This window comes from Streptomyces sp. RKND-216, assembly GCF_004795255.1.
Taxonomy (GTDB): Bacteria; Actinomycetota; Actinomycetes; order Streptomycetales; family Streptomycetaceae; genus Streptomyces; species Streptomyces hazeniae.
This window is the reverse complement of record NZ_SSBQ01000002.1, coordinates 1,430,843-1,449,690: the sequence shown is the minus strand read 5'-3', so window position 1 is coordinate 1,449,690 and position 18,848 is coordinate 1,430,843. Positions and strand designations below refer to the sequence as shown.

Below are 18,848 nucleotides of genomic sequence, written 5' to 3'. Positions count from 1 at the left end.
CCCCGCCGCGCCTGTCCGCAACGGCGCGGCGGGGCGGACCCAGCCGTTTCCGGAACGGCCTGCGGCATGGCGGGAGCGCTCCCACAGTCCCCGGGCGTACTCTTCCTCCTGTACGACGAGCCCGTCGCCCAACAGGACTCTCGGCGATCAGAGTGCTGGGAGCGCTCTCATGCAGGGGTGCTCGCGGACCCGGAAGAAGTCGGCAGGGAGGCCGTCATGGTGCAGCGGAGGCCGGCAGCGCGGCCGACTCTGGAGGAGGTCGCGGCCCGCGCCGGAGTCGGGCGCGGGACCGTCTCCCGCGTGGTCAACAAGTCGCCGCGGGTCCGGGAGTCGACGCGCCTCGTCGTCGAGCAGGCGATCGCCGAGCTCGGCTACGTTCCCAACCGCGCCGCCCGCGCCCTGGCCGGCAACCGCACCGACGCCATCGCCCTGGTGATCCCCGAGCACCAGAAACGCCTGTTCGCCGAACCGTACTTCTCCGACCTCATCCACGGTGTGGGGGACGAACTCGCCGACAGCGAGATGCAGCTGCTGCTGACCTTCGTCCGCTCGGAGAAGGAACGCCGGCGCTTCGTGCAGTACGCCCGCGCCGGGCGGATCGACGGCGTCCTGCTCGCCTCCATGCACGTCGACGACCCGCTGCCCGACACCCTCGCGGCACTCGGCGTGCCCACCGTGATGAGCGGACGCCGTTCCGCCGAGGAGCCCTGCTCCTACGTCGACAGCGACAACGTCGGCGGCGCGAGGGCCGCGGTCGGGCACCTCCTCGACTCCGGGCGCACCACCGTCGCCACCGTCGCCGGACCCGCCGACATGTACGTCGCCCAGTGCCGCCTGACCGGCTACCGGCAGGCGCTCGACGCCGCGGGACGGCCGTACGACCCCGCGCTGGTGGCCGCGGCCGACTTCACCGAAACCGGCGGACGGGCCGCCACCGAACGGCTGCTGCGCGACGCACCCGCACTGGACGCCGTGTTCGCCGCCTCCGACCCGATGGCGCTCGGCGCGCTCGGCGCCCTGCGGGCGGCCGGCCGAAGGGTGCCGGAGGACGTGGCCGTCGTCGGGTTCGAGGACTCCGACCTCGCCCGCCACTGCGACCCGCCGCTGACCACCGTCCGCCAGCCCATCGAGGAGATGGGCCGCACCATGATCCGCGTCCTCCTGGAGGAGATCGCGACGCCCGGCACCGCGTGGCGCCACGTCATCCTGCGCACCGAGCTGGTCCACCGCGCCTCGGCGTGACCGAAGCAGTCCCGCCCGGTGACGGCTCCGGTCACGCCACCGGCGCGGAACCACCCCCGGGCCGCAGGCTCTCCGCGACGCGTGCCAGCGCACGCGGCGCGGGAATCCACGCCCCCGGAGCCGCGCCCGGGCGGCGGGACGCCCGCCACGCCTGGTGGGCCGCGTGCAGACCGGTCTCCAGGTCCACGATCTCCCGGCTGCCGACCATGCAGAACGCCTCCACCAGCGGCACGAGTCCGCCATCGGCGTGGTCGGCGCGCTCCATCCGCGCCAGCAGCTCGACCCGGCGTCGCAGCGCGTGGTCCAGATCCGGGCGCAGCAGCGCCGGCAGTGTCCCGTCCTCCCGCTCGCCGGCGCGGCGCCGGCCGGCGGTGCCGGGGCCCGCGTCGGTGTCGGTGCGGTACCACCACCGGCCGTCGCGGCCGCGGGCGAGCTGGCCGCGTGGCGCCGCGGGTCGCGGCGAGCGGAGCGGGCGGTAGACGGTGAGCGCGTCGGCGTCGGGCGGACGGCGGACGCTGCGGGGGAGCAAGGGCATGGGGCGGCCTTCCTCACGGGTGGGCGGGTGACGGTCGGTGGGCGGGCGGCTGCTTCTCAGCCCGCCGGAGCGCTGGTCGGCTGACGAGGGATGAAAGGGGGGCCGGGCGCAGGCGCGGTCTCCGGCGTCCGCGCGGCGCGACGCGTCAGCAGCGCCGTCTGCGTGGTCGCGAGCACCAGCACCTCGCGCAGGTGGTCCGGCCAGGGCCCGGCCTCACGGCCCCGGACGCCCGCCAACACTGCGAACGGCCCCCGGTCGCCGACCGCGGCGAGCAGCACGTGATCCCCGCCCGCCGTACGCACGGCGGCACCGGACGGGCCGGTGCCGTGCGCACGGGCCTTCAGCAGCGCCTCCTCGCACCCGTCGTCGGCCAGCAGCCGCCAGCCCGTGCTCGACGGTTCGGCGAGGTAGACACCGGCGTCCGTGGACTCGCCGAGGTGCGCCAGCAGGCCCTCCGGCCCGTCTCCCGCGCGGTACAGGCCGTCCACGCAGCGCATCAGGGCGGCCAGCCGCAGGGCGTGGGCGGCGGCCGCTTGGTGACGGGCCGCCCGTACCGCCGCGACGACCTGCCAGGCCGGCGACGGCCGTACCGGGACGAGCAGCGGCAGCCCGGCCGCAGACGTGGCCTCGCCGAGCGCCGACACCGTGCCCGGGTCCGGCGGCTCGTGCCCCGGCCCGGCCAGCACGACCGCTCCGGCCCGCTGACGGGCCAGGGCCCGCGCCACGTCGCCCACCCGGGCGCCGGCACGGCACGCGTCGGGGGGAAGCACGGCGAGAGCCCCGGGCCGCAGGTCACAGGGGGAGGAGCCGTCGGCCCCGCACACCTCCGCCTGCTCCACGGTGTACCGGCCGTGCTCCTCGGCCCGCGCCGGCACCGGGTAGAGGTACGCCAACAGCGGGTTCCCGCCGTCCGTCAGGTCGCGAAGGGTCAGCACGTCCGGCCTCCCGGGCAGGTCGAGGACGGGCATCGCGCTCCCGGCCGACGTTCACGATGCGGCCGTGCCCACGATGCGGCGCCGGGCCGGACGGCCCGACTGTCACGAGCGTGTCAAGCCCACCTGCGGCTTTCCCAGAGCGACTTTTTCCCCGTGAATAATGTCAGGGAAAACCGAGAGGGGAACGGAACATGAAACGTGCAGGTCAGCCAGAGAAACTGCAGAACCTTCTCCGCGCCGCGCGCGCCCGCGTGTCACCCGAACAGGTGGGACTCACCGCCCCCGCGGACCCCCGCGGACGGCACGCCGAGGGCCTCACCCAGAACGACATGGACACCCTGCTCGCCGCCCGCCCCGACACGTACGCCCGGCTGGAACGCGGAAAGATCCAGCGCCCCTCCCGCGAACTCCTCGAAGGCGTCGGCCGCGCCCTGGAACTCACCGCGATCGAGTGGCGGGAACTGTGGGCCTACGCGCTCGGCCAGGAGCCGCCGGATGTCCTCGACCCGCACGCGGACACCCACATCCCCCAGGTGTGGCACCGTATCTGCGGCGAACTGGCGAGCATGGCCTACATCATCAGTGGCGACTGGACCCTGCTGGGCCACAACCCCGCGTTCACCGAACTGTTCCCCGATGCACGGCCGCCGAGCAACGTCCTCCGCTGGATGCTGCTCGACGACGAGGCACGCGGACGCACCCTGGTCGACTGGGAGACAGCGTGGGCCCCGGCCGTCATGGCGCAGCTCCGCATCGCGCACGCCGCCCGCCCCTACCAGCACACCCTCACCCGCATCGTGCACGAGGTGATGGACGACCCGGTCGCGGGCCCGCTCTACCGGCGCGACCCCCGCGCCGAGATGCACCCCGACGGCGACGTGCGTCCCCTCCACCACCCCCGCCTCGGCCCCGGCCACGCCCACATCGGCGCCGCCAACCTGATTGCCGCTGCCGGCGCGCGCTTCATGGTCGTCCACTTCACCCCCGGCCCCGCCGCCCCCGCTCTCCCCGCTCCGGCCCCTTCCTGAGCCCAGAGCGGTGTTCCCCTCGGCCCCGGTTCTCCCTACGCTCGAACCGGAATGCCGGTACATTCGCTTCGCCCGCCACGGGCTCCGAAGCTGGGGGGAACATGACGGTCGCGTACTCGGCCCGGCCCGAGATCGCCGTACCCGCGCACGAGGTGACCACGGACCAGATCCTCGCCGACATCACGGCGAGACACCCTGGACACCCCAAGCTCGCGGCCATCCGGCGCGTGATAGCCCGCCTCGGCGTCGAACGCCGCCGATTCATGCGCCCGCTGCCCGAGGTCACCGGCACGACCGAGATCGCCGCACGCAACCGGCAGGCCTACGAGGACGCCCGGGACCACGCCGTCCTGGCCGTCTCCCGCCTGCTGGACGGCACCGGCACCGACCCCTCCCGCGTGGACGCCGTCGTCACCAGCCACACCACCTCCTGGACCTCCCCCGGCCTCGACGTGGCGCTCTGCAACGCGTTCGGACTCCGCCCCGACGCGGCCCGCGTCCCCATGGGCAGCCTGGGCTGCGTCGGCGGCGCGCACGCCCTCGCCCGCGCCGCGGACCTCCTGCGCACCGGGCGCGCCGAAACGGTCCTGGTGGTCGTCGCCGAGACGCTGAGCACCGTCTACCAGCACGCCGACACCACGCTCGAAGCCATGATCTACAAGGCGCTCTTCGGCGACTCCGCCGCCGCCACTCTCGTCACCCGCGCACCGGCCGGCCCGGGCTTCGCCGTCACCGACCACACCGAGATCCTGCTGCCCCACAGCACCGACCGCTACCGCGGCCGACTCGACGCCGGCGGCCTCCACTTCGACTCCACCGGCGCCGCGCTCACCGCCACCGGCGACGTCCTGCCACACCTGCGGCCCTGGCTCGACACCCACCCCGCCCCCGAGTGGGCCGTCGTCCACCCCGGCGGGCCGCGCATCCTCACCGACACGGCCGCAGCCCTCGGCCTCGACGCCGAACGCGACCTCCGCCGCTCCTGGCACAGCCTCCGTGAACGCGGCAACCTCGGCGGCGCCGCCGTCCTCGACGTCCTCGCCCGCCACCACGACGACCCGCCCCCACCCGGCGCCCCCGGCCTCCTCCTCGCCTACGGCCCCGGCTTCACCGCCACCGCCCTCACCGGCCACTGGCACACGCCCTGACGCCGCCTCAGCGCTCGAACCGGCTCGGAAAGGGGGAGTAAGCCCCCAGAAGCCCCCGATCCTCGCAGCAACGGCTTCCTACCGCTCCGGAGGCGTGTGCATGTCGTTCAGGCAGCGCGGTGTCTGTCCGTCCGTCGTGATGTAGACGTTGCGCACGAAGGGCGGGTACTTCTCCCGCTTGGCGCGGAGCTCCGGACCGGCTCCGTCCACGGAAGGCGGAGAATGCCGTGGACGGTCGGACTGCGGCCCTGGAGGAACCGCAGCCCGGCGAGAGCGTCTGCGGGCCCCACGACCCAATCGGTCAGCACTCGATGACGTTCACCGCGAGGCCGCCGCGGGCGGTCTCCTTGTACTTGACCTTCATGTCTGCGCCGGTGTCCTTCATCGTCTTGATGGCCTTGTCCAGCGAGACGTGGTGGCGGCCGTCGCCCCGCAGGGACATGCGCGCGGCGGTGACGGCCTTGACCGACGCCATGCCGTTGCGCTCGATGCAGGGGATCTGGACGAGGCCGCCGACAGGGTCGCAGGTGAGGCCGAGGTTGTGTTCGATGCCGATCTCGGCGGCGTTCTCGACCTGTTCGGGGGAGCCGCCGAGGATTTCGGCGAGGCCGCCGGCGGCCATGGAGCAGGCCGAGCCCACCTCGCCCTGGCAGCCAACCTCGGCGCCGGAGATGGAGGCGTTCTCCTTGAAGAGCATGCCGATGGCGCCGGCCGCCAGCAGGAAGCGCACAACCGTTTCGTCATCGGTGCCCGGGACGAATTTCATCGCGTAGTGCAGGACGGCCGGGATGATGCCGGCCGCGCCGTTCGTCGGGGCGGTGACGACGCGGCCGCCCGCGGCGTTCTCCTCGTTGACAGCCATGGCGTAGAGGGTGACCCATTCCATGGCGTGCGCCTCGGCGTTGCGCTCGGCGCGCAGCTGGCGCGCGGAGGTGGCGGCACGGCGGCGGACCTTGAGTCCGCCGGGGAGGATGCCCTCCTGCGCGAGCCCGCGCGCGACACACGCCTGCATCACGCGCCAGATCTCCAGCAGCCCTTCGCGGATCTCGGCCTCGGTGCGCCAGGCCTTCTCGTTCTCCAGCATCAGAGCGGAGATGGACAGCCCGGTCTCCTGCGTCAGGCGGAGCAGTTCGTCGCCGGTGCGAAACGGGTACCGCAGCTCGGTGTCGTCCAGCTTGATGCGGTCCTCGCCGACGGCGTCCTCGTCGACGACGAAGCCGCCGCCGACCGAGTAGTAGGTCTTCTCCAGCAGCGGGGCGCCGTCCTCGTCGTAGGCGCACAGCGTCATGCCGTTGGCGTGGTACGGGAGGGAGCGGCGGCGGTGGAGGATCAGTTCCTTCGACTCGTCGAACGCGATCTCGTGCGCGTCGCCTATCTCGGCGGCGAGGAGGCGGAGCCGGCCGTCGTGGCGGATGCGCTGCACCCAGGCGTCGGCCTGCTCGACGTCCACGGTGGCGGGGGAGTGGCCCTCCAGGCCGAGGAGTACGGCCTTGGGGGTGCCGTGGCCGTGGCCGGTCGCGCCGAGCGAGCCGAAGAGTTCCGCTCGCACGGAGGTGGTCTGTGCGAGGGCGCCCTCGTTCTTGAGGCGGCGGACGAACATGCGGGCCGCGCGCATCGGTCCGACCGTGTGCGAGCTGGAGGGGCCGATGCCGATGGAGAAGAGGTCGAAGACGGAGATGGCCATGGTGGGCGGACTCCCTTGTCCGTTGGGGGCGGACGGGCCCGCGCCGGGGTCGCCGGCGCGGGCCCGTCGTGGTGCTACTTGTTCAGACCCGGGTAGAGCGGGTGCTTTGCGGCCAGCGCGCTGACGCGGGCCTTCAGCGCCTGGGCCTTGCCGTCGTCGAAGCCGGGCTTGAGCGCCTCGGCGATGACGTCGGCGACCTCGCGGAAGTCGTCCGCCTGGAAGCCGCGGGTGGCCAGCGCCGGGGTGCCGATGCGCAGGCCGGAGGTGACCATCGGCGGGCGCGGGTCGTTCGGCACCGCGTTGCGGTTGACGGTGATGCCGACCTCGTGGAGGCGGTCCTCGGCCTGCTGGCCGTCCAGGTCGCTGTGCCGCAGGTCGACGAGGACCAGGTGCACGTCGGTGCCGCCGGAGAGCACGGACACGCCGGCGTCGACGGCGTCCTGCTGGAGCAGGCGCTCGGCGAGGATGCGGGCGCCGTCCAGGGTGCGCTGCTGGCGCTCCTTGAACTCCTCGCTCGCCGCGATCTTGAACGACACGGCCTTGGCCGCGATCACGTGCTCCAGCGGGCCGCCCTGCTGACCGGGGAACACTGCCGAGTTGATCTTCTTGGCGAAGTCCTTCTTGGAGAGGATCACGCCGCCGCGCGGGCCGCCGAGCGTCTTGTGCGTGGTGGTGGTGACCACGTCGGCGTACGGCACGGGCGACGGGTGGAGCCCGGCGGCGACCAGGCCGGCGAAGTGCGCCATGTCGACCATCAGCAGCGCGCCGACCTCGTCGGCGATGCGGCGGAACGCGGCGAAGTCGAGCTGCCTCGGGTAAGCGGACCAGCCGGCGACGATCATCTGCGGCCGGTGCTCCTTGGCGAGCTGCTCGACCTCGTCCATGTCGACCTGGCTGGTCTTCTCGTCGACGTGGTAGGCGACCACGTTGTAGAGCTTGCCGGAAAAGTTGATCTTCATGCCGTGGGTCAGGTGACCGCCGTGGGCCAGGTCCAGACCCATGATGGTGTCGCCCGGCTTGAGCAGCGCGAACATCGCCGCGGCGTTCGCGGAGGCGCCGGAGTGCGGCTGCACGTTGGCGGCCTCGGCGCCGAAGAGTTCCTTGATCCGGTCGCGGGCGAGCCGCTCGACGACGTCGACGTGCTCGCAGCCGCCGTAGTAGCGGCGGCCCGGGTAGCCCTCGGCGTACTTGTTGGTCAGCACGGAGCCCTGCGCCTCGAGCGCGGCGACCGGAGCGAAGTTCTCCGACGCGATCATCTCGAGGGTGGACTGCTGGCGGTGGAGCTCGGCGTCGACGGCGGCGGCGACGTCCGGGTCCACCTCGTGCAGGGAGCTGTTCAGAAGAGACATCTGGAGTCCTGGGTCCTTCCGGGGAAAGGGCGGTGCTCGGCGGGCGAGCCCGGTGCGGGCCTCAGCTGCCCGAGGTGAAGGAGGCGTACTCGTCGGCGGAGAGCAGGTCCTCCGGCTCGCCGTCGAGCTTCACCTTGAACAGCCAGCCGCCCTCGAAGGGAGCGGAGTTCACCAGCGACGGGTCGTCCACGACGTCCTGGTTGATCTCGGTGATCTCGCCGGTCACGGGGGCGTACAGGTCGCTGACCGACTTCGTCGACTCCAGCTCGCCGCAGGTCTCGCCCGCGGACACCGTGTCGCCGACCTCGGGGAGCTGCACGTACACGACGTCGCCGAGCGCGTCGGCGGCGTGCGAGGTGATGCCGACCGTCGAGACGCCGTCCTCGGCGTCCGACAGCCACTCGTGCTCCTTGCTGTAACGCAGCTGCTGGGGGTTGCTCATGGTGCGATTCTCCTGGAAGGACGCTGTGTGCGGGGGGAGGGTGCGGATGCTGAGACGGGGGCGGGGCCGCGCGCTGCGGCCCGGCGCTCACTTCTCGCGCTTGTAGAACGGCAGCGCGACGACGTCGTACGGCTCGTGGCTGCCGCGGATGTCCACCGCGACGCCCTCGGTGCCGGGCTCGGCGTGCGCCGCGTCCACGTAGGCGATCGCGACGGGCTTGCCCAGCGTGGGGGAGGGCGCCCCGGAGGTGACCTCGCCGATCACCGTACCGTCGGCGGCGGAGACCACCGCGTACCCGGCGCGCGGCACCCGGCGGCCGGTCGCGACCAGGCCGACGAGCTTGCGCGGCGGCGCGGTCTCGGCCTGCTTCGCGGCGGCCTCCAGCGGCTCGCGGCCCACGAAGCGGCCCTCGTTGGTCGTCTTCTCGAACTTCACGATCCGGCCCATGCCGGCGTCGAACGGGGTGGTGGAGGTCGTTAGCTCGTTGCCGTAGAGCGGCATGCCGGCCTCCAGGCGGAGGGTGTCGCGGCAGCTCAGCCCGCACGGCACCAGCCCGGCGTCCTGGCCCGCGGCCGTCAGCGCCTGCCACACGGTCACGGCGTCGGAGGTGGAGACGAACAGCTCGAAGCCGTCCTCGCCGGTGTAGCCGGTGCGTGCGATAAGCGCCTGCACCCCGGCCACGGTGCCGGGCAGCCCGGCGTAGTACTTCAGGCCGTCCAGGTCGGCGTCGGTGACCCGGCCGAGGATGCCCGCGGACTCGGGGCCCTGCACGGCGATCAGCGCGTACGCGTCCCGGTCGTCGCGCACGGCCGCGTCGAAACCGGCCTGGCGGGCGACGAGCGCGTCCAGCACGGTCTGCGCGTTCGAGGCGTTGGCGACGACCATGAACTCCGCCTCGCCGGTGCGGTAGACGATCAGGTCGTCGAGGATGCCGCCGTTCTCGTCGCAGATGTGGGTGTAGCGGGCCCGGCCGGCCTTGAGCTTCGACAGGTACCCGACCAGCGCGTAGTCCAGCAGCTCACCGGCCTGCGGTCCGGTGACGGTGATCTCGCCCATGTGGGAGAGGTCGAACAGGCCGGCGCGGGTGCGCACCGCCTGGTGCTCGTCACGCTCGCTGCCGTAGCGCAGCGGCATGTCCCAGCCTGCGAAGTCGGTCATGGTCGCACCGAGCTCGCGGTGCACGGCGTCGAGCGCGGTCGTGCGCGGCGGGGTACCGGATGTCGTGCTCATGTGGGGCTCCCAAGGCTGGTGACACGGATGTCCTCCCCATCTGTCATCGGAACCTGAGAGGTTCGCCACGAGCCCGGCAGGGCGGCGGCTTGCACCTTGGGTGGGGCTGCGGCGGCACGCCGCGGCCCGCTTTTCAGATCTGCCTCGTCCTGCGCGGTATCGGGGCCTGAGAGATTCAAGGGAGGATCTTGCTCCTTCGGCGTCCCGACCCGTGTGCCCAGCGGACCACGGGCGGGAACTCTCCCGCGCGGATTCAAGCGGCCGGTATGGAGTTCGGGGGCCATCATTGCACGCCCCCGCCCACGGTGACCCCTGCGGGCGCGGACCGATCCCTCCGCGCCCGCCCGGCGCCTCGCCGCGACCGCGAGCGGTGGCCGCGCCGCCATGCCCCGCCACGGGACGGCGGGCCGTGGGGGCGTGCGCGGGGGCCCCTGCGGAAGCGATCCGCGAGCCGGTCCGCGTCCCGCACCTCGGGCATGCCCGGGCATCTCCTTGCCGCTCATTACCTATTCTTGACACTCTCTGGGGGTATGCCGCCTAGGAGCGCCGCGCGTCAGCGGCACGGGGAAGGGGAGGGCCGCGGGTGGAGAGTCTGCGCAGCGCATCTGCGTCGGCGGTGGGGGCGGGGGTCCCGGAGCCGGTGGTGTCCGCGGTCGCCGGCCGCGACCTCCGCGGGACGGCCGCGGCCGGCACGCTCCGCTTCCCGGCGGGCGACCTGGTCGTCGTCTCCGGGCTGCCCGGCAGCGGGAAGTCCACGCTGATCGCCCGCACCGTCGTCGGCACCGGGGCGGTGGCGCGCATCGACTCGCAGGACACCCGGGAGCGCTGGCAGCGGCGGCTGCCGCGGCGGCTGCCGTACGGGCTCTACCGACCCTTCGCCCGCGCCGCGCACTACGCCGGGTTGCGGCGTTCGCTGGCCTCCGGCGGCAGTGTGGTGGTGCACGACTGCGGCACGCAGAGCTGGGTGCGGCGCTGGCTGGCGGCCGACGCCCGGCGCCGTGGTCGCGGCCTGCACCTCGTGGTGCTCGACGTGCCGCCGCCCGTCGCGCTCGCCGGGCAGGCCGAGCGCGGCCGCACGGTCTCGCGCTACGCCTTCGCCCGCCACCGGCGGGCCCTGGGCCGCCTGCTCGCCGACGTGGAGGCCGGGCGCCTCCCGGAGGGCTGCGCCTCCGTGGTCCTCCTGGACCGCGACGCCGCGGCGGCCCTCCTCTCGGTCGCCTTCGAATAGCCCGGCCCCTGCCCGGAGCCCTGGGCGCCCGGCAGGGCCGGCGCCCGCGCAGCACGTGGCCCGCCGTCCCTTGAAGGGGCGGCGGGCCACGTACGAGGACACTGTGCGGCGCGTCCCGGCGGAGGAGTCGGGCTTACTCCTGGGGAAGCAGCTCCTGCTCCGCGTCGCCGGGGAGCATCTCCAGTTCGGCGTCGCCCGGGGCGAGGCGGTTCTCCGCGAGCTGCGGGCCCTCCTCCTGGGCGTCCTGCTCGTCGCGCTGGGCGTTCGGCGCGGCGTCCTGCGGCTGCGACAGACCGTTCATGTCCGGGGCGGGCAGCTCGCCGTCCGCGACGACGGCGGCCATTACGTTGACGGTGGCCTGGACGGTGGCCTCCGCCTCCTTGGCGATGCGGCGCTGGTTGCCGGACTCGGCGGCCTGCAGCAGCTCGTCGACCTGGGCCTCCAGCGCGACCGCGGCGCGCGCGGTCAGGTTCGCGCGGGGGGCGCGGTCAGACGAGTTCTGCGTCTGCTGAGCCTGCAGCGGGGCCAGGGCCTCCTGGACGGCCTTCGCGTGCCGGTCGGCCTCGCGCTGGGACAGCCGGCCCTCGGGGGCGTTGAGCACCGAGTCGATCAGCTCGGCCACGGGGTGCAGGACATCGCCGGTCTCGCCGAGCACGCGGGTCTGCTGCTGGAGCTTCTGGGCCTTGGGCAGCGGGGCCTGCTGGGCGGCCTGCGGGCGAGGCTCGTCCGCGGCGAAAGCCGTGGCGGCGGTGACGCCGCCGAGCGCGACCGCGCCGGCGATGGTGGTGGCGAACACGGCGGATACCGTCTTGTTGACACGCATGGGGACGATTCCTCTCGAATATGCGCGAAGGGGCGGGATCCAGATTTCGCCGGATGTGTGCGGCGCGCAACCGGACGGTCGCGATCCGTGACCGTTCGGGTGAGTGCCGCAGGTGGCAGCCGGGCCGCCGGCGCCGCCGCGCGAGCCCGACGGGAGCGGTACCGGAGGGGCGTCGGGGCCGGAAGCCGACGCTAGGGTGACCGTATGACCATTCCGCAGCAGCCTCAGCAGCCGCAGCAGTACGGGCCCGGTCACGGCGGAGGCTGGCCCGGCAACGAGCTGGAGGAGACCCTCGCCGCCGCGCTCGGCACTCCCGGTGCGGGTGCCCGGCTGCTGGAGGTCCTCGCGCGGAGCAGTGTCTGGGTGCCGCTGCCGGAGGGCGGCGGACCGCAGAGCAGCGACCTGAACGTGCCCACGGTCGAACTCGACGGCGCCCCCTACGTCCCGGTCTTCAGCTCGGAGCAGCAGTACCTGCAGGTCGTCGGCGCCCACGTGTCCTTCGCCATCGCCCCCGTGCGGGAGTTCGCCCGCGGTCTGCCCCCGCAGGTGGGCATCGCGGTCAACCCGGAGGGGACCGTCGGCGCCCCGGTGCCGCCGGAGGCCGTCGCCCAGCTCTGCCGGAACACCCCCGCGGAACGGCTCACCGGCGTCTCCGGCGGCGCGCGGATGCGGCTGTTCGAGCCGGACTGGCAGGACGAGCCGGTCGACTTCCTCGCCGCCGCTGCGGGGGAGTTCGCCGTCGTCGCCCCGGTGCGCACCGCGCGCCGGGCACTCGCCAGCGCCGAGGGCGATCCGCCCGCGCTGTACGTCGGCGTCGAACTCGACCTCCTGGAGCCGGAGTCGAGGCAGGCCGCGCACGACGCGCTGGCCCGCGCGCTGGAGCAGGTGCCGGTGAAGTGGCCGGTCCAGCTGGTGCTGCTGGACGCCGCCGAGGACCCGGTGGTCGAGTGGATGCGCCAGTGTGTGCGCCCCTTCTACGTCAGGGCCGACTCGTAAGCTGATTGGATGGGTACGGGCCGGCGGCGCCCGGCCGGGAAGACCACCGGCGAGAGATGACCACAAGACAAGGGGGCGGCCTCGTGAGCGCGAGTTCCGGTTCGGGTGAACGTGTCGAACAGCTGCTGCGCCAGGTGTCGCCCGACCGGTTCGACACCTACGAGGCTCTGCTGCACGCACTCGCCGACGGTCAGCTGTGGATGCTGCTCTGGCAGGGCACCTCCGGCTCGCACGATGCGCAGTACGGGAACATGGACGTCGACGGGTACGGCTACGCCCCCTGCGTCACCTCCCCCCAGGAGCTCGCCGCCTCCGGCTGGACCCGGGCGCACGAGGTGGTCACCGGCCGCCGTGTCGCGGCCACTCTCTTCCGGCAGCGCTGGGGCGTCTGGCTGAATCCGCACGCTCCCGGCGGCGGTGTCGGCATCCCCTGGCTCGACCTGCGCCGCATCGCCACCGGTATCGACCAGGTTCCCGCCGGACCCCTTCGGATCAGCGAACCGACCCTCGAACTTCCGCAGTTCTACGCACTCCTCGCGCAGAACGCGCACCGCACGCCCAACATCCGCGCGCTGCGCCGCGCCTGGGTGCAGCCCGCGCTGGGGCCGCCGTATCTGGCCATCGGCCACGACCTGTACGAGGACGGCGACCGCGCCGCCGAGGACGTGCGGCTGATGGTGCGCCAGTCCGTCGGCGCGGTGCCGGACGGGCTCGCGGTGTCCAGCGTCGCGATGGCCGACGACTACGACCCCGTGGCGATGTGGCTGCGCGCCAACTCCCGCCCGTTCTTCGACCGTGACGCGCACGCCGGCGCGGCCCCCGGGGGCGTCACCGGCGGCGGCGCGGCGTCCGCACAGGGGTACCCCCGCGTGTACTGACGCGCGATTCGCGCAAACGCCCGTGCAAACGCACGCGGAAGCGGACAGAACGCCATCCTTCGTACCGCTGACGGAGTTCATGCGTCCGGATACCGGCGCCGGGTGCGGCACATCACAGTTGCGCATCCTTTCCCGGTGAACCCTGGCGGGTGATCGCAGCCCCGATGAAGACTCCCGAGCCATGAGGCCCGACGGCCTCCGAAGCGAACAGCAGTACAAGAGCCGCTACCGCGGCGGGCGTGGGCCGGTCACCACCGGTCGAGAGGGGTCCTCACCACGATGACGGCACCACTGCACGACACGGTCACGGCCGAGGGAGCCGACGAGACCGCGGTTGCCGCTGACACGCCGAAGAAGGACGTGGAAGGGCGTTCGCTGGGCAGAATCGCCTGGAACCGTCTGAAGCGGGACAGGCTCGCCCTCGCCGGCGGCTTCACGGTGCTGTTCCTCGTGCTGGTGGCGATCTTCGCGCCCCTGATCGCGACCCTGGTCGGCCAGGACCCGTACAAGTACCACCAGGACCTGATCGACCCGCTGTTCGGCACCCCGACCGGCTCGCTGGGCGGCATCAGCTCAGAGCACCTGCTGGGCGTCGAGCCGGTCAACGGCCGCGACGTCTTCGTGCGCATCGTCTACGGCGCTCGCGTCTCCCTGCTGGTCGGCTTCCTGTCCGCCATGGTCGCCGTCATCGTCGGCACCGTGATGGGCATCCTCGCCGGTTACTTCGGCGGCTGGATCGATGCCCTGATCAGCCGCGTCATGGACATCCTGCTGGCCTTCCCGCAGCTCCTCTTCATCATCTCGCTCATCGCCGTCATGCCCGACCAGCTCCTCGGCCTGGAGGGCACCGGCGTCCGGCTGTTCGTCATGGTGCTGGTGATCGGCTTCTTCGGCTGGCCCTACATCGGCCGCATCGTCCGCGGCCAGACCCTCTCGCTGCGCGAGCGCGAGTACGTCGAGGCCGCGCAGAGCCTCGGTGCCGGCCGGCGCTACATCCTCTTCAAGGAACTGCTGCCGAACCTGATCGCGCCGATCACCGTCTACACCACGCTGATCATCCCGACCAACATCCTCACCGAGGCGGCCCTCAGCTTCCTGGGTGCCGGTGTGAAACCGCCGACGGCGTCGTGGGGGCAGATGCTCTCCTCCGCCATCGACTACTACGAGCAGGACCCGATGTTCATGGTGGTGCCCGGCGTGGCCATCTTCATCACCGTGCTCGCCTTCAACCTCTTCGGCGACGGCGTCCGCGACGCCCTCGACCCGAAGGGATCCCGCTGACCCCCATGTATCACCCACGGCCCCTCACCCGTACGGGCCGCCATCACCACGGAGGATGCGCATCGTGAGATTCCTACGCACATCGAGCCGGCGGCGGGCAGCCGCCTCGGCCGCCGTCGTCGCGGCGCTGCTCTCCACGGCCGCCTGCGGCGGCGGTGGCGGGGACGAGGGCGGCGGCAGCGAGGGCGCGGGCCGCAACGCCGGTGTCGGCAAGGTCGCCAACGCGTCCGACGCCAAGGGCGGCACGCTGAAGTTCATCGGTACCCAGGACGCCGACTCCTGGGACACCACACGCGGCTACTACGGCTTCGCGTGGAACTTCATGCGGTACTACACCCGCCAACTCGTCACCCCGGCCGCCGCACCCGGCGAGAAGGGGCTGGAGCTGAAGCCGGACCTGGCGAAGGGCCTGGCCGAGGTCTCCGACGACGGCAAGACCTACACGTACACGCTCAAGGACGACGTCAAGTGGCAGGACGGCAAGCCCGTCACCTCGATGGACGTCAAGTACGGCATCGAGCGCCAGTGGGCGCAGGGCGTGCTGCCCGGCGGTCCGGTCTACATCAAGCAGACCATGGACCCCGACGGTGAGTTCGAGGGTCCGTACAAGGACAAGGACGGCTTCGCGGGCATCGAGACGCCGGACGACAAGACCATCGTCTTCAACCTCCCGAAGGCCAACAGCGACTTCGAGGAGATGCTGGCGATGCCGTCGGCGTCCCCGGTCCGCGAGGACAAGGACACCCGGTCCAAGTACGGCCAGAACCCGTTCTCCAACGGCCCGTACAAGTTCGAGAGCTACGAGCCGAACAAGAGCATCGTCCTGGTGCGCAACACGGAGTGGGAGCGCGCCAGCGACACCGTTCGCAAGGCGCTGCCGGACAAGATCACGGTCGACCTGATCACCAACGCCAACGAGATGGACAAGCGCCTGATCGCCGGCAACTACGACCTGGACCTCAACGGCACCGGTCTCAGCCCGGCCGGCCGCGCCAACGCGCTGCAGGACCACGAGGCGAACGTGGACAACCCGACCATGGGCTACATCCGCTACGCCGTCTTCCCGCAGCACGTGAAGCCGTTCGACAACATCCACTGCCGGAAGGCGGCCATCTACGGCGCCGACCACAAGTCGATCCAGACCGCCCGCGGCGGCCCGATCGCCGGCGGCGACATCGGCACCAACATGCTCCCCCCGATGGTGCCGGGCTCCGACAAGGACTTCGACATGTACGGCCTGGCCAAGAACGACGGCGCGGCGAACGTGAAGATGGCCAAGGAAGAGCTGAAGAAGTGCGGTAAGCCGAACGGCTTCAAGACCAAGATCGCGGTCCGCAACAACAAGCCGGTTGAGGTCGACTCCGCCGAGGCGCTGCAGGCATCCCTCGCCGAGGTCGGCATCGAGGCCAGCATCTCGCAGTACGACGGTGCCCAGACCTCCGGCATCATCGGCAACCCCGACGTGGTGAAGAACAAGGGCTACGGCATCATCATCATGGGCTGGGGTCCGGACTTCAACACCGTCCAGGGCTACGGCATGCCGCTGTGGCACAGCGACTACATCCTGGACAACGGCAACAACAACTTCGCCATGATCGACGACCCGGAGATCGACCAGGCCTTCCAGGACTTCATCGACTCCCAGGACGACGCGGAGAAGACGAAGATCGCCGAGTCCATCAACACCAAGGTGATGGAGGGCGCGTACTACCTGCCCTTCACCTTCGAGAAGATCCTGACCTGGCGTTCGGACCGCGCGACGAACGTCTACTCCACCTACGCCTACAGCGGGCAGTACGACTTCTCCTCTGTTGGCGTCAAGTAACCGACCGGCACACCCGCCGCTAGGCACGAAGGGCAGGTGAGGGCCGTGCTGGCGGCCCGGCGAGCCCCGGATCAACTCCGGGGCCGCCGGGCCGCCCCGGGCCGAGAGCAGTGCTCACTTATCTCATCAGGCGGTTGTTCGCCGCCGTAGTGTTGCTGGTCGTCGTCGTACTGGCGGTCTTCAGCATCTTCTTCCTCATCCCGAAGTGGACGGGAATCGACCCGGCCACGATGTACGTCGGCAAGGTGACCGACCAGGCGGCACTTGAGGGGGTTCGGGAGAAGCTCCAGCTCGGCGAACCGATCCTGGTGCAGGTCTTCGAGTTCTTCAAAGGCATCCTCGTCGGCCGCGACTACGTCGGCGGCGGCTCGGTGACCCATTGCCCCGCCCCGTGCTTCGGCTACTCCTTCAACACCGAGCAGGCGATCTGGCCCCAGCTCACCGACCGGTTCCCGGTCACGTTCGCCCTGGCCATCGGCGCGGCCGTGCTGTGGATGATCATCGGGCTGGGCGCCGGCGTGCTCTCGGCCCTCAAGCGCGGCACCCTCTGGGACCGCGGCGCCATGGTCTTCGCCCTCGGCGGCGTCTCGCTCCCCATCTACTTCACCGGTCTGATCTCGCTCGCGATCTTCGCCGGCAGCCTCGGCTGGGTACGTCGCGACTACACCCCGCTCGAGGACAGCTTCACCGCCTGGTTCAGCGGCATGGTCCTCCCCTGGGTGACGCTGGCCTTCCTCTTCGGCGCCATGTACGCCCGCCTCACCCGCGCCACCATGCTCGAGGTGATGGGCGAGGACTACATCCGCACCGCCCGCGCCAAGGGCGTCCGCGAACCCGTCGTCATCCGCAAGCACGCCATGCGGTCGACGATGACGCCCATCCTCACCCTGCTGGGCGTCGATCTCGGCATGCTGATGGGCAACGCGATCCTGACGGAGACCACGTTCAGCCTGCCCGGCCTCGGCCAGGCGGTGCTGCGGGCCATCGACCAGCGCGACCTGCCGCTCATCCTGGGCGTCACGCTGATCACCGCCCTCGCCGTCGTCATCGCGAACCTCGTCGTGGACCTGATGTACGGCGTGATCGACCCGCGAGTGAGGCTGGGATGACCGACCTGAACAAGACCGGCGCGGCAGTCGGCGAGCCCCTCTCCGGCTCCGTCGCGTCCGCCCCCTCGACGTCCTTCCTCGAGGTCCGCGACCTGCACGTGCACTTCCCCACCGAGGACGGGCTGGTCAAGTCCGTCGACGGGCTCAGCTTCACGCTGGAGAAGGGCAAGACGCTCGGCATCGTCGGCGAGTCCGGCTCCGGCAAGTCCGTGACCTCGCTGGGCATCATGGGCCTGCACACCGTCGGCCAGTACGGCCGGCAGAAGGCCCGCATCTCCGGCGAGATCCTGCTTGAGGGAACCGACCTGCTCTCGGCCCCGCCGGACGAGGTGCGCAAGCTGCGCGGCCGCGAGATGGCCATGATCTTCCAGGACCCGCTGTCGGCCCTGCACCCGTACTTCACCATCGGGCATCAGATCGTCGAGGCGTACCGCATCCACCACGACGTGGACAAGAAGACCGCACGCAAGCGGGCCGTGGAGATGCTCGACCGCGTCGGCATCCCGCAGCCCGACCAGCGCGTGGACAGCTACCCGCACGAGTTCTCCGGCGGCATGCGCCAGCGCGCCATGATCGCCATGTCGCTGGTCAACAACCCCGAACTCCTCATCGCCGACGAGCCGACGACCGCCCTGGACGTCACCGTCCAGGCGCAGATCCTCGACCTCATCCGGGACCTTCAGAAGGAGTTCGGCTCCGCCGTCATCGTCATCACCCACGACCTGGGCGTCGTCGCCGAACTCGCCGACGACATCCTGGTGATGTACGGCGGACGCTGCGTGGAGCGCGGCACCGCCGAGAAGGTCTTCTACGAGCCGCAGCACCCCTACACCTGGGGCCTCCTCGGCTCGATGCCGCGCATCGACCGCGACCAGACCGAACGCCTCATCCCGGTCAAGGGCTCGCCGCCCAGCCTGATCAACATCCCCGACGGTTGCGCCTTCCACCCGCGCTGCCCGTACGCGGACGTCCCCAAGGGCAACGTCACCCGCACCGAGCGGCCCGAACTCCGCGAGGTGGACGGCGGCCACTGGTCCGCCTGCCACATGTCGCAGGAGGACCGGACACGCATCTGGAACGAAGAGATAGCGCCGAAGCTGTGAGCGAGGACGAGC

The 18,848-nt window shown here is 71.7% G+C and carries 18 protein-coding genes and 1 riboswitch; of the genes, 10 read left to right on the top strand and 8 right to left on the bottom strand.

Features of this window, described 5'->3' with window-relative positions; genetic code table 11:
- Positions 1-216 precede the first annotated feature (216 nt).
- Complete coding sequence (locus tag E4198_RS06155) at positions 217-1,242, top strand: LacI family DNA-binding transcriptional regulator (RefSeq protein ID WP_136182279.1); 1,026 nt, start codon at positions 217-219, stop codon at positions 1,240-1,242.
- Between the two features lie 31 nt (positions 1,243-1,273).
- Here E4198_RS06155 and E4198_RS06150 read toward each other — a convergent pair whose 3' ends face one another.
- Both E4198_RS06150 and E4198_RS06145 read right to left on the bottom strand, forming a co-directional pair.
- On the bottom strand, positions 1,274-1,777 hold the full coding sequence (locus tag E4198_RS06150; RefSeq protein ID WP_136182278.1) for a hypothetical protein: 504 nt from the start codon (positions 1,775-1,777) through the stop codon (positions 1,274-1,276).
- A gap of 56 nt (positions 1,778-1,833) precedes the next feature.
- A complete protein-coding gene (locus tag E4198_RS06145) occupies positions 1,834-2,745 on the bottom strand; it encodes a hypothetical protein (protein ID WP_136182277.1) in 912 nt (303 codons plus the stop codon).
- Between the two features lie 158 nt (positions 2,746-2,903).
- On the opposite strand from E4198_RS06145, the gene E4198_RS06140 reads away from it, so the two are divergent.
- Both E4198_RS06140 and E4198_RS06135 read left to right on the top strand, forming a co-directional pair.
- Positions 2,904-3,740 carry a helix-turn-helix domain-containing protein gene (locus E4198_RS06140; RefSeq protein ID WP_136182276.1) on the top strand — a complete coding sequence of 279 codons (837 nt, stop codon included), beginning with the start codon at positions 2,904-2,906 and terminating at the stop codon, positions 3,738-3,740.
- 101 nt (positions 3,741-3,841) lie between these two features.
- Positions 3,842-4,888, top strand: coding sequence for a PhlD (locus E4198_RS06135; RefSeq protein WP_136182275.1), 1,047 nt, complete (start codon positions 3,842-3,844; stop codon positions 4,886-4,888).
- Positions 4,889-4,966: 78 nt separating this feature from the next.
- On the opposite strand, the gene E4198_RS25675 is transcribed toward E4198_RS06135, so the two are convergent.
- From E4198_RS25675 to gcvT, 5 genes are all read right to left on the bottom strand, one after another.
- Positions 4,967-5,098 (bottom strand): hypothetical protein, encoded by a 132-nt coding sequence (locus tag E4198_RS25675; RefSeq protein ID WP_281727964.1) that lies wholly within the window; start codon positions 5,096-5,098, stop codon positions 4,967-4,969.
- A gap of 91 nt (positions 5,099-5,189) precedes the next feature.
- Complete coding sequence (locus E4198_RS06130) at positions 5,190-6,572, bottom strand: L-serine ammonia-lyase (protein WP_136182274.1); 1,383 nt, start codon at positions 6,570-6,572, stop codon at positions 5,190-5,192.
- A 74-nt stretch (positions 6,573-6,646) separates the two neighbouring features.
- The gene (glyA, locus tag E4198_RS06125; protein WP_027765919.1) at positions 6,647-7,921 is read right to left on the bottom strand and encodes a serine hydroxymethyltransferase; all 1,275 of its coding nucleotides are present in this window, start codon (positions 7,919-7,921) and stop codon (positions 6,647-6,649) included.
- Between the two features lie 61 nt (positions 7,922-7,982).
- A complete protein-coding gene (gene gcvH / locus E4198_RS06120; RefSeq protein ID WP_027765918.1) occupies positions 7,983-8,363 on the bottom strand; it encodes a glycine cleavage system protein GcvH in 381 nt (126 codons plus the stop codon).
- Positions 8,364-8,450: 87 nt separating this feature from the next.
- Positions 8,451-9,593 carry a glycine cleavage system aminomethyltransferase GcvT gene (gcvT, locus tag E4198_RS06115; RefSeq protein WP_136182273.1) on the bottom strand — a complete coding sequence of 381 codons (1,143 nt, stop codon included), beginning with the start codon at positions 9,591-9,593 and terminating at the stop codon, positions 8,451-8,453.
- A 144-nt stretch (positions 9,594-9,737) separates the two neighbouring features.
- A riboswitch (glycine riboswitch) is annotated at positions 9,738-9,849 on the bottom strand.
- Between the two features lie 384 nt (positions 9,850-10,233).
- Between gcvT and E4198_RS06110 the strand changes: the two genes are divergently transcribed.
- Entirely contained in the window at positions 10,234-10,821 is a 588-nt protein-coding gene (locus E4198_RS06110; protein WP_247597866.1) for an AAA family ATPase, read from the top strand.
- A gap of 133 nt (positions 10,822-10,954) precedes the next feature.
- On the opposite strand, the gene E4198_RS06105 is transcribed toward E4198_RS06110, so the two are convergent.
- Positions 10,955-11,644, bottom strand: a complete 690-nt coding sequence (locus E4198_RS06105; RefSeq protein ID WP_136182271.1) for a hypothetical protein — start codon at positions 11,642-11,644, stop codon at positions 10,955-10,957.
- A gap of 204 nt (positions 11,645-11,848) precedes the next feature.
- Here E4198_RS06105 and E4198_RS06100 point away from each other — a divergent pair, with 204 nt between their 5' ends.
- From E4198_RS06100 to E4198_RS06075, 6 genes are all read left to right on the top strand, one after another.
- Complete coding sequence (locus E4198_RS06100; RefSeq protein ID WP_136182270.1) at positions 11,849-12,640, top strand: enhanced serine sensitivity protein SseB; 792 nt, start codon at positions 11,849-11,851, stop codon at positions 12,638-12,640.
- 56 nt (positions 12,641-12,696) lie between these two features.
- A complete protein-coding gene (locus E4198_RS06095) occupies positions 12,697-13,518 on the top strand; it encodes an enhanced serine sensitivity protein SseB C-terminal domain-containing protein (protein ID WP_136182269.1) in 822 nt (273 codons plus the stop codon).
- 279 nt (positions 13,519-13,797) lie between these two features.
- Positions 13,798-14,799, top strand: coding sequence for an ABC transporter permease (locus E4198_RS06090; protein ID WP_136182268.1), 1,002 nt, complete (start codon positions 13,798-13,800; stop codon positions 14,797-14,799).
- Positions 14,800-14,854: 55 nt separating this feature from the next.
- Positions 14,855-16,624, top strand: coding sequence for an ABC transporter substrate-binding protein (locus E4198_RS06085; protein WP_168711378.1), 1,770 nt, complete (start codon positions 14,855-14,857; stop codon positions 16,622-16,624).
- Between the two features lie 110 nt (positions 16,625-16,734).
- Positions 16,735-17,733, top strand: a complete 999-nt coding sequence (locus tag E4198_RS06080) for an ABC transporter permease (protein ID WP_136182266.1) — start codon at positions 16,735-16,737, stop codon at positions 17,731-17,733.
- Entirely contained in the window at positions 17,730-18,836 is a 1,107-nt protein-coding gene (locus E4198_RS06075) for an ABC transporter ATP-binding protein (RefSeq protein ID WP_136182265.1), read from the top strand. The genes E4198_RS06080 and E4198_RS06075 overlap by 4 nt, the downstream gene beginning before the upstream one ends.
- The last annotated feature ends 12 nt before the right edge of the window (positions 18,837-18,848 follow it).